This window comes from Sorangium sp. So ce362, assembly GCF_051519845.1.
In the GTDB taxonomy this organism is placed as follows: Bacteria; Myxococcota_A; Polyangia; order Polyangiales; family Polyangiaceae; genus Sorangium.
Map to the genome: position 1 here is coordinate 9,808,916 of NZ_CP150332.1, position 11,085 is coordinate 9,820,000.

General features: G+C 71.4%; 7 protein-coding genes (1 of these 7 running past the window's edge). All 7 read left to right on the forward strand.

The features are described from left to right. The first annotated feature begins 860 nt into the window (after window positions 1-860). Window positions 861-3,428: a leucine--tRNA ligase gene (gene leuS / locus WMF17_RS37785; RefSeq protein WP_437598231.1), complete on the forward strand. Its 2,568-nt coding sequence runs from the start codon at window positions 861-863 to the stop codon at window positions 3,426-3,428. Between the two features lie 330 nt (window positions 3,429-3,758). After that, window positions 3,759-4,871, forward strand: a complete 1,113-nt coding sequence (locus WMF17_RS37790) for a trypsin-like serine protease (RefSeq protein ID WP_437645842.1) — start codon at window positions 3,759-3,761, stop codon at window positions 4,869-4,871. 62 nt (window positions 4,872-4,933) lie between these two features. Further along, window positions 4,934-5,548: a penicillin-binding protein activator LpoB gene (locus tag WMF17_RS37795; protein ID WP_437645844.1), complete on the forward strand. Its 615-nt coding sequence runs from the start codon at window positions 4,934-4,936 to the stop codon at window positions 5,546-5,548. Then, window positions 5,548-6,942, forward strand: a complete 1,395-nt coding sequence (locus tag WMF17_RS37800) for a hypothetical protein (RefSeq protein WP_437645846.1) — start codon at window positions 5,548-5,550, stop codon at window positions 6,940-6,942. Before WMF17_RS37795 ends, WMF17_RS37800 begins: the two co-directional genes overlap by 1 nt. 62 nt (window positions 6,943-7,004) lie before the next feature. Continuing rightward, window positions 7,005-7,532, forward strand: coding sequence for a peptidylprolyl isomerase (locus tag WMF17_RS37805; protein WP_437598236.1), 528 nt, complete (start codon window positions 7,005-7,007; stop codon window positions 7,530-7,532). Window positions 7,533-7,582: 50 nt separating this feature from the next. After that, window positions 7,583-10,249: an MGH1-like glycoside hydrolase domain-containing protein gene (locus WMF17_RS37810; protein ID WP_437645848.1), complete on the forward strand. Its 2,667-nt coding sequence runs from the start codon at window positions 7,583-7,585 to the stop codon at window positions 10,247-10,249. Between the two features lie 63 nt (window positions 10,250-10,312). Then, on the forward strand, window positions 10,313-11,085 hold the 5' portion of the coding sequence (locus WMF17_RS37815; RefSeq protein WP_437645850.1) for a hypothetical protein. Its footprint extends 55 nt past the window's final position; 773 of the gene's 828 nt are visible here — the first part of the coding sequence; the start codon lies at window positions 10,313-10,315; the stop codon falls past the right edge of the window.

Below are 11,085 nucleotides of genomic sequence, written 5' to 3' on the forward strand. Positions count from 1 at the left end.
GCTGCCCCGGAGGCGGCGGGCCCGGCGAAGCTGGGTGCCGACGGTGCTGGACCGCCGAAGCCTGGCGCCGACGGTGCTGGACCGCCGTAGCCTGACGCCGACGGCGCTGGACCGGCGAAGCCGGGCGGGCCGTGCTGCTGGAGCTGGGGGCTGAGCGCGTACTGCGCGGAGAGCGGGCGGAGGGCCCCGGGCGCCATCAGCGGCGGCACGGGCAGGGGCCGGAAAGGGATCCCTGATCCATGCGCAGATGGGAGCGGTCGGCCTGGCTGCGCCGCCATCTCACTCTCGGGGGCTCCCCATCGAACGTGTTTGTCGGTCATCCGCGCGCCCCGGAGGAACCGCCCACGCGGCCCCTCCGCCTCACACTGAAGCGGAACAGCGCTTTCAATCTACCCCCAAGTCTCGGCGTCCGGCCATCCTTCTGACGCGTCGCCCCGTCCAGCGAGGCGCTGCTGCGCCGGGAATGCGCAGCGCGGCCCCGCGCTCACGCCGCCCGTTGCGGACGAAGGAGCAGCGAGGCGCGCGCCCCGGGGCTCGGCCGGTCGAAGAGCGAGCTCGCCTCCCCAACCAAGGTGCGCACGCGGCGGTGCGCTCGCGCCGCCGTCAGCGCGGCGGAAGCGCCGTCGACGCCCCCGGCGCGCGGCGCGCCTGCATCCCGAGCGCGGGGCGGCGCGCGCCGCCGTCAGCCGTCGCGAGCGCGGGCGCATCCGACGGCAGAGCTCGCACCGAGGGGCTGTCCACGCTTGCCGGCAACTCTCGACATGGCCGGGGGCCGCACCGCGGACGGGCGACAGCGCTCCCGCGGAGGACGCGAGCTTCTGCCGCCGCGGGGCGGCTGTCGACCGCGGCAGCACAGTGCTATGGCACGTCGCGATATGGCCGCCGAGACGATGGGCTCCCGCAGCACCTCCACCGAACCTTCTCCCAACGAGCCGCGCGAGCCCGTGCGCTACGACCACGCCGCGGTCGAGCCGCACTGGCAGCGCGCATGGGAGCAGGGCGAGACCTTCCGCGCCGTCCGCAGCGCAGGCGCCGTGCGCGAGAAGCGCTACGTGCTCGACATGTTCCCCTACCCCTCGGGGTCGGGGCTGCACGTCGGTCACCCCGAGGGGTACACGGCGACCGACATCATGTCGCGCTACTACCGCATGCGCGGGATCGACGTCCTGCACGTCATGGGCTGGGACGCCTTCGGCCTGCCGGCGGAGCAGCACGCCATCGAGACCGGCACGCACCCGGCCGACACGACGGCGCGGAACATCGCGACCTTCAAGCGCCAGCTCAAGATGCTGGGCTTCAGCTACGACTGGTCGCGAGAGCTCTCCACGACCGATCCGCGCTACGTGCGCTGGACGCAGTGGATCTTCCTCCAGCTCTTCAAGAAGGGCCTCGCGTACCAGGACGAGGTGAGCGTCAACTGGTGCCCGGCGCTCGGCACCGTCCTCGCGAACGAGGAGGTGAGCGACGGCAAGAGCGAGCGCGGCGGACACCCGGTCCACCGGACGCCGCTCCGGCAGTGGATGCTGCGCATCACCGCCTACGCCGACCGCCTGGTGGACGATCTCCGCCTTGTCGACTGGCCCGAAGGGACGCTCGCGATGCAGCGCGCCTGGATCGGCCGCTCGGAGGGGGCGCTCATCACGTTCGAGGTCAAGGGGTGGCCCAAGGGCTCCTTGAGCGTGTTCACGACCCGCCCCGACACGCTGATGGGCGTCACCTACGTCGTGCTCGCGCCCGAGCACCCGCTGACGGCCTGGCTCACGAGCGCCGAGGGCGGCGCGTCCGAGGCGCGCCGCGAGGCGGTGCGCGCGTACGTCGCGGCCGCTTCGGGCAAGAGCGATCGCGAGCGGCTCACCGCGGCCGCGAAGGAGAAGAGCGGCGTCGACACGGGCCTCGTCGCCGTCCACCCGATCACGGGCGCAGAGGTGCCGATCTGGGTCGCCGACTACGTGCTCGGCGGCTACGGCACCGGGGCCGTGATGGCGGTCCCCGGGCACGACGAGCGCGACTTCTCCTTTGCCCGCGCCTACCGGCTGCCCATCGTCGAGGTGGTGAGCCCCGACGGCGCCCTGCACGCAGAGCTCGAGGCCGCCTATGTCGACCCGGGCGTCTCGGTCCGGAGCGGCGAGTTCGACGGGCTCAAGACGGAGGAGTGCAAGCGCGCAGTCATCGCCCGCCTCGAGGCGCTCGGCCGCGGCAAGCGCGAGGTGAACTACAAGCTGCGCGACTGGGTCTTCTCGCGCCAGCGCTACTGGGGCGAGCCGATCCCCATCTACTTCCCCGTCGATCTCGCCGAGCCGGGCGGTGATCCCCGGAAGGGCGACGCGCACACGATCCGCTACGACCAGCCGATCGCGGTGGACGACGGGAGCCTCCCGCTCGAGCTGCCGCCGCTCGCCGACTTCCGCCCTGGCGACGACCCGGCGGGCCCGCTGGCGCGCGCGGTGGACTGGCGCTTCTTTCAGCAGGACGGCAGGTGGTATGCGCGCGAGACGAACACGATGCCGCAGTGGGCGGGCTCGTGCTGGTACTACCTGCGCTTCCTCGATCCGCAGAACGACGCGGAGCCGTTCTCGGAGGCCGCGTACGACGCGTGGATGCCCGTCGACCTCTACGTCGGCGGCGCCGAGCACGCCGTGCTGCACCTCCTCTACGCGCGCTTCTGGCACAAGGTGCTCTACGACCTCGGCCGCGTGAAGCACCCCGAGCCCTTCGTGAAGCTCGTCCATCAGGGGATGATCCTCGGCGAGGACAACGAGAAGATGTCGAAGTCGCGGGGCAACGTGATCAACCCCGACGACATCGTGCGGGCCTACGGCGCCGACGTCCTGCGTCTCTACGAGATGTTCATGGGCCCGCTCGAGGCGGTGAAGCCCTGGCAGTCAGGGCAGATCCAGGGCGTGGTCCGCTTCCGGGACCGCGTGTTCTCGACGTGCACGCGGCCGCTCTCGGACGCGATGGACGACGCGACGAGCCGGCAGCTCCACAGGACGATCAAGAAGGTGACCGGCGACATCGAGGCGATGGCGTTCAACACCGCGATCTCCGCGATGATGGTGTTCGTGAACCACCTGAGCTCGCTGCCGTCGCCGCCGCGCGAGGCGGTCCTCCGGCTGGTTCTCCTCGTGTCGCCCTTCGCGCCGCACCTCGCGGAGGAGCTGTGGCGGCTCACGGGCCACGAGCGCTCGCTCAGCTACGAGCCCTGGCCCACGTACGACGAGGCGCTGTGCATCGATGACGTCCTCGAGATCCCGGTGCAGGTGAACGGCAAGGTGCGCGGCCGGGTGATGCTGGCGAAGGCGGCCTCGGAGGAGGAGGCCCGCTCCGCCGCGTTCAACCTGGAGAGCGTGGCCGCGCTCTCCGCCGGCAAGCAGGTGAAGAAGTTCATCTACGTCGCAGGGAAGATCGTGAACATCGTGGTCGGCTGACGCGCCGGCGCCGCCCGGAAAGAACGAGCGCTTGCGGCGAAGCGACGTCGCGAACGGACGCTCGGAACAGGCGGCGCGGGGTCGCTTTCCGGGATCACGACCCGCTGCGCCCGCGCGTCGCCCCTCCCCGAGAGGATCGATCGCGAAGAGGCGCGCTCCCGGCGGCGCCGGGGTCGGGTGCTCGGGTGCACATGAGCCCGATCGGCGCGCCGGCCACAGCTCCCACCACAGCGCAGCGGCGTTGCTCCGGGCGCGCGTGGGCTTCCTCGGAAGCAATCCTCTCCTTCCTCAGAGGAAAGCGGCGATGCACAGCCCAGGCTGGCAGGTGCCGTGCAACGGCGGCTGGCCGTGTGCCGGAACAGCACCGCGTGGTGTACCCGAGCTGGATGCCTCCTCGTCGCTGCCGCGCTGGCCGGCTGCGCGGGAGGCGTGGACGAGCCAGGCCTGCACGGGGAGGACGCGGACGAGGCGGCGCTGGAGATCAAGGGAGGTTATCCCGACGCGGGAGATCGCGCGGTCGCCGGGCTGATCATCACGGATCGGAGAGGGCGGGTCGCGCGGACCTGCTCGAGCGCCCTGATCGCGCCGAACCTGGTGCTCACGGCGCAGCACTGCATCGCGGAGGCGCCGAAGCTCATCTCGTGCAAGACGGCGACGTTCGGTGAGCCGGTCGACGCCTCGCAGGTCTACGCCACCCTCGGCCGCGCCATGTGGGCTGCGGAGGCGCCGTGGCTCGCCGCGCGCGCGGTGCTCAGCCCGCCCGACGGCAACGCCGTGTGCGGGCGCGACCTCGCGCTCATCGTCCTGTCTTCGCCGATCCGCAGCAGCGACGTCACGCCGCTCGCGCCCCGCATCGAGCGGCCGCCCGAGGAGAGCGAGGTCTACTCCGCGGTGGGCTTCGGCGACACGGAGGGCAAGGCGCGCGACGGCGGCGCGCGGCGACGCCGTGACGGGCTCCGCGTCGAGTGCGTGGGGTACGGGTGTGGAACGCAGGAGCGCGTCACGGGGAGCGAGTGGCGCGGCGAGAGCGGCATCTGCAGCGGCGACTCGGGCGGACCGGCGCTCGACGTGGCCGGTCGGATCATCGGCGTGACCTCGCGCGGGCCGTCCGGCTGCTCCGACCCCATCTACGGAGGGCTGATCGCCCATCGCGACTGGCTCGTGGCCGAGGCGACGCGCGCCGCCGATGCTGGCGACTACGAGGCGCCCTGGTGGGTCACGGCGCCCGGCGCGACGGAGCGGCTGCCATCCCACCGGCCGCTCGACGAGCGCTGGCTCACGTGCGCGCAGGGTCCCATCGTCGGCGACGCTGGCGGGCCAGCCTCCCCGCGCGCGCTCCTCGCGCTCCTCGCGCTCTTCGCGCTCTTCGCGCTGAGGCGCGCCGGGGTGACCTCTCTGCTGGCGCGCCGGCGCGCCGCACGGCGGAGCACGATTTCCGCCTGATCGCCGCTCCGTTGCGCACCTCGCCTGCTAGAATGCGGCCGTCCTGCCCCTGCGGAGTGTCCATGCCCAGTTCGCCCATCATCCGTCCGGCCGCGCTGCTCGCGGCGCTCGCGCTCGCCACGACGTCCCTCGGCTGCGGACCGACCTACGTGCGCGGCAATCAGGTCGAGGGGCTCGACGACGCGGCGATGAGCACGGGAATCGACAGGCGCGACATCGAGCAGCTCCTCCACGAGAACCTGAAGTCGCTGATGGCCTCGCCCGTGGCGAAGGCGTGGGCGCATGACGGCTCGCGGCCCACGCTCGCCATCTACCCGCTGTCGAACCAGACGAGCGAGCACATCGACAGCCAGCTGCAGGCGCTCCTGTCGGACGTCGAGACGTACATGTTCAACACGAATCTCGTCACCGTGGTGAGCGTCGAGCGCCAGCAGCAGATGATCGCGGAGATCGAGAAGCAGCACGGCGGCGGGTTCGATCCGAACCACATCGCCGAGTACAACCGCCAGCTCGGCGCGAAGTACTACATCACCGGCAAGGTCTTCACCTCCGACGAGCGCACCTCCGACGAGCGCCGCGTCCAGTACTTCATGTTCATGCAGATCATCGAGGTCGCCACGAGCGCGGTGGCCTGGCAGAACCGGGCCGCCTTCACCAAGGCGCTCATCCAGGAGTGATGCGCGGGCGGCACGCGGGCCACCGGGGGCGCGGGCGCGCGGTCCTTCTGCGTCTCGCGCGCCTCGCGCCTCTCGCGCTGCTCCTCGGCCTCGGACAGGCGGCCTGCGCCGGCCACGAGGATCGCGTGCGCACCGCGCTCGCCGCGCTCGACCGCGGCGCCCCCGCGGCGGCGGTGGCTGCGCTGAACGAGCAGATGGAGGTCGAGACCGCGGCCGAGCTTCCGTCGCTCCAGGGCGACAACGCGCTCCTCCTGCTCGACCGCGGCAACATCCTCCTCAGCATGGACCGCTACAAGCTGTCCGCGCGCGATCTCGGGATGGCGGACAAATCGATCGACCTGCTCGACATGTCCCGCGGGGCCGCCGACGAGCTCGGGAAGTACCTCTTCTCGGACGACGCGGGTCCGTACAGGGCGCCTGCGTACGAGAAGCTGCTCATCAACACCATCAACATGATGAACTACCTGGCCCAGCGCGACCTCAGCGGGGCCAGGGTCGAGGCCCGCCGCCTCGCGGTGATGCAGAGGTACCTGCGCGATCACGAGGGCGGGACGGCGCTCGTCGGCCTCGGGAGCTACCTTGCCGGCCTCGCGTTCGAGAAGAGCGGCCAGCCCGACGAGGCGCTCCTCTACTACGACGACGCGCTCCGCCACGGGCCCTATCCATCGCTCCGCGACCCGCTCCGCGCGCTCACGCGCGGCGAGCCGAGGTCGCCCCGCATCGCCGCCCTGATCGAGGGCGCGGAGCCGTCGCCGCCGCTCGCCGAGGCCGGCGAGGCGGAGCTCGTCGTCGTGGTCGGGTTCGGGCGCGTGCCGCAGAAGGTGCCGCAGCGCCTGCCGATCGGGCTCGCGCTCACGCTCGTGGCCGACGACATCAGCCCGGCCGATCGCGCGCGGGCCAGCGAGCTCGCGGCGAAGGGGCTCGTGACGTGGGTCAACTACCCGACGCTCGCCCGGGGCAAGGGCGGCCATTCGATTCCGGCCCTGATGCTGGATGGGCGCTCCCAGCCGATGGAGGAGGCCCTCGACGTCGAGGCGCAGGTGCGCTCGGCCTGGAAGAAGAGCGAGGGGACGATCATCCTGTCGGCCATCACGAGGACCGTCGCCCGCATCGCCGCGGGTGAGGCCGTGCAGGGCGCCACCGAGGCTGCTGCGGAGGACTCCGGGCCGCTGGGCTTGCTCGTCGGCCTGCTCACGAGCGCGACGCTGACCGCGCTCGACACGCCGGACACGCGGGGCTGGTCGACGCTCCCTGCGCGCGTCGCGATCGCGCGCACCCGCGTCCGCGCGGGCACGCACGACGTTGTCGTGAGCGCCCGGGGCGAGGTGAGGCGCGCCCGGGTGAGCGTGGCCGCCGGCGGATGGGCTTTCGTCCCGGTGATGGTGCTCCGCTGACGGACAAAGGAGCGGACGGGAAGGGTTGCGGGCGCTCCCCTCCCGCGGCAGTCTCCGCGCCGATGCGTAGCCCTGCTCTCCGCGCCGTGCTGGTCCGCGCGCTCACGGCGTGCTCTCCCCTCGCGCTCCTCTGCGCGACCGCCTGCGGGACGCTGGCCACCTCGCCGTCCTGGGTCGGCGGCGGGCTCGCGGTCTCCGCCCCGATCCGGGCGGCCGAGGAGGACGCGGCGATCGAGCGGGAGCAGGCGCTCGTGGCGAGTCAGCCGAAACAGATCGGCGCGCGGCACCTCCTCGTCATGCACGACGGCTCGAAGAGCAAGCCCGAGGGCATCCGTCGTACGCGCGAAGAGGCGCGCGCGCGCGCCCAGGAGGCGCTCCTCAAGATCCGCGGCGGGGCGAGCTTCGAGGACGCGGTCGCGGAGTACAGCGACGAGCCTGGCGCCAAGGAGCGCAGCGGGGACCTCGGGGTGTTCGAGCGCGGCATGATGGTCAAGGGCTTCTCCGACGTCGCCTTTGCCTTGAGGGTCGGCGAGGTGAGCGAGGTCGTCGAGACCCCGTTCGGATTCCACATCATCAAGCGCACCGAGTAGCGCTGGCCGCGGGCTCGACGCCTCCATCGGAGTCGCCTAGCGTGGCCTCCATGACGAGGACCGTCCGCGCTGCGCTGACCGCCGAGCACCGCCGCCTCGAAGAGGAGCGCGAGCGCCTCCTGCGCTGGAAGCACTGGGGCCCGTACCTGTCGGAGCGCGCCTGGGGGACGGTGCGCGAGGACTACAGCGCGAACGGGGACGCCTGGGCGCATTTCCCTCACGACCACGCCCGGAGCCGCGCCTACCGCTGGAACGAGGACGGGCTCGGCGGCATCTGCGACCGACACCAGATCTTGTGTCTCGCCGTCGCCGTCTGGAACGAGAGGGATCCGATCTTGAAGGAGCGGGCCTTCGGTCTGACCGGGCCGGAAGGCAACCACGGCGAGGACGTCAAGGAGATCTACTACTACGAGGACGCGACGCCGACCTCCAGCTACCTGCGCTACCTCTACCGGTACCCGCAGCGGCAGTTCCCTTACGACGCGCTCGGCGCCGCCGCGCGCGGGCGCGGCCTGTCGGAGAGCGAGATCGATCTCCCCGAGCTCGGCGCCTTCGACGACGATCGTTACTTCGACGTGGTCGTCGAGTACGCGAAGCGGAGCCCGAACGACATCCTCATGGTCATCACGGTGGTGAACCGCGGCCCGGAGGCCGCGCCGATTCACGTGCTGCCGCACCTCTGGTTCCGCAACACGTGGTCCTGGAGCGAGCCTCCCGGCCCGGTCCCCGAGATCCGGGCCATGAAGACGGGCGCTGGCCACGTGATGCTGCGAGCGGCGCACCCCGAGCACGACGCGCATCACCTCTACATCGAGGGCAGCCCGGAGCTGCTCTTCACCAACAACGAGACGAACCACGAGCGGCTCCACGGCACCCCCTCACGAACGCCGTACGTCAAGGACGCGTTCCATCACCGGGTCATCGACGCCGACGAGGCGCGGGTGAACGCCGAGCTGCGCGGCACCAAGGCCGCCAGCTGGCACCGCCTCGAGGTGCCGGCCGGCGAGCGCAGGCGCATCCTGCTCCGGCTCGTCCCGGATCCGGTGGAGAGGCCCTTCGAGGGCGCGGACGAGCTCCTGGAGGCGCGTCGCAAGGAGGCGGACGAGTACTATCTCGCCGTCCAGGGCCCTGGTCTGTCCGAGGATCGCCGTGCCATCCAGCGGCAGGCGGCGGCGGGGTTGTTCTGGACGATGCAGTTCTATCACTTCGACGTCGACACCTGGCTCCGCGGCGACGTGGAGGCGCCGCCGCCCGAGCGGCGCTCGGGCCGCAACAGCCAGTGGCGGCACGTCGCCGTCGCCGACGTCATCTCGATGCCGGACAAGTGGGAGTACCCCTGGTTCGCGGCCTGGGATCTCGCCTTCCATGCGCTCGCGCTGGCCCCGCTCGACATCGATCTCGCGAAGGCCCAGCTGAAGATGATGGTCAAGGAGTGGTACCAGCATCCGAACGGGCAGCTGCCTGCCTACGAGTGGGAGTTCTCGGATCTGAACCCTCCGGTGCACGCCTGGGCGACCTACCAGCTCTACAAGATCGAGCGGAAGCAGCGGGGCCGGGGCGATCGGGTGTTCCTCGAGCGGGTGTTCCACAAGCTGCTCATCAACTTCGCCTGGTGGGTCAACAAGCGCGACGCCGAGGGGCACAACGTGTTCGAGGGCGGGTTCCTCGGCCTCGACAACATCTCCCTCTTCGATCGCAGCGAGCGGCTCGCGCCCGGCATGCGCCTCGAGCAGGCGGACGCCACCGCGTGGATGGCGATGTACTGCCTCGACCTCATGCGCATCGCGCTGGAGCTCGCGCTGGAGAACTCCGCGTACGAGGATCTCGCCAGCAAGTTCTTCGAGCACTTCCTCCGGATCGCGCACGCGCTCCACCACGCGGAAGGCGGCCGGCTGCCGCTCTGGTCCGAGGAGGACGGCTTCTACTTTGACATCCTCACCGCCGGCGGGAAGCCGCGGCACGTGAAGATCCGGTCGGCCGTGGGTCTCATCCCGCTCTGCGCCGTGCACGTGATCACGCCGGAGATCTACGGCAAGCTCGCGAACTTCCGGCGCCGCACCGAGTGGTTCCTGCGCAAGAACCCCGCGCTGGCCGAGGCGATCACGGTGCGTCCGGACGGGCGGCAGGTGCTCTCTGCGGTGACGCCTGGGCGACTCGAGCGGGTGCTCGCGCACCTGTTCGACGAGGACAAGTTCCTCTCGCCCTTCGGCCCGCGCTCGCTCTCGAAGGAGCACGCGGCCGCGCCCGTCTCGCTCGGGCTGGAGGAGCCCTGCGATGCGCAGTACACGGTCGGCTACGAGCCGGGCGAGTCGATCACGCGCATGAAGGGCGGCAACTCCAACTGGCGCGGCCCGATCTGGTTCCCGCTCGGCTATCTGCTCTACCGCTCGCTGCTCCGCCTCGATCACGGCTTCGGCGACGTGCTCACGATCCCCCCGCTCGACGGCCACGGTCCTCGCACGCTCCGCGATGGCGCGCACGAGCTCTCGCGCCGGCTGATCGCGATCTTCGAGCGCGATCGCGAGGGGCGGCGCCCGGTTTACGGCGATCACCCGCTCTTCCAGCGCGATCCTCGCTTCCAGGATCGCCTGTTCTTCTTCGAGTACTTCCACGGCGACACCGGCGCCGGGCTCGGCGCCTCGCACCAGACTGGCTGGACCGCCCTCGTGGGCGACCTGATCCTCCGCGCGGGCCGGCACAACCTCCCCCGTTCGTAGTGCGCCACACACGATGTTCCGCTCAGCGCCGGTTCGCGCTCGATCCGTGCTAGGAGGGCGCCTGTGTCGCTGGCGTTCGGCGTCTTGCTCCTCGCGCTGGCCGTCATGCTGGGCGGCATGGCGGCGCTGTTCCGTCATCGGAGCGAGCGCGCGATGTCTGCCCTACGGACGTTCGCCCTCGTCGGGGCAGCGTCGATTGCGCTGCTCCATCTGCTGCCGGAGGCGCTCGGCGAGATCGGCTGGCTCGCGCTGATCGCGGCGGCGGCGGGCTTCCTGGCGCCGGCGGTGCTGGAGCGGCTCGTGATCGGGGAGGCGGGTGCTCACCGGACGCCGACGACCGCGCTTGCGATGGGGTATGCCGCGGTGCTTGCGCATCAGTTCGGCGAGGGTGCGGCGGTGGCGTCGCTCTCCCGGGTGGGTCAGCTGACGCTGCCTGTCGTGCTTGCGCTTGCGGCGCACACTGTGCCGCTCGCCATGGTGGTGGCGATCCAGGTCCTCGAGGTGAGGGCTGGAACGGGCGGCAAGGGCGCCATGAGCGCAGCGCTCGCGGGCATTGCGCTCGCCACGGTGATCGGCGCCTTTGCGACGCGGCTCGTCGATGTGGAGCGCCTCGAAGCGGTCGAGCCCTGGCTTCTTTCTGCCGTGGCGGGCCTCCTCTTGCATGCCCTCTCGCACGAGGCGGTCGCCAGCGGCCCTGCGACGACCGTGAGCCGGATCGGCGAGGCCCTGGGCGGCCTGCTCGGCCTGGTGCTCGCCACGATCGGGATCGATGAAGAGGAGTGGGTCCAGCGGATCCCGTTTCAGCTCCAGATCGCCGCCCTGGTCGTGCTCGCGGG

Coding starts and splice junctions, on each gene's coding strand:
- leuS (WP_437598231.1), top strand. CDS start 861: ATGGCACGTCGCGATATGGCCGCCGAGACGATGGGCTCCCGCAGCACC.
- WMF17_RS37795 (WP_437645844.1), top strand. CDS start 4,934: ATGCCCAGTTCGCCCATCATCCGTCCGGCCGCGCTGCTCGCGGCGCTC.
- WMF17_RS37800 (WP_437645846.1), top strand. CDS start 5,548: ATGCGCGGGCGGCACGCGGGCCACCGGGGGCGCGGGCGCGCGGTCCTT.
- WMF17_RS37805 (WP_437598236.1), top strand. CDS start 7,005: ATGCGTAGCCCTGCTCTCCGCGCCGTGCTGGTCCGCGCGCTCACGGCG.
- WMF17_RS37810 (WP_437645848.1), top strand. CDS start 7,583: ATGACGAGGACCGTCCGCGCTGCGCTGACCGCCGAGCACCGCCGCCTC.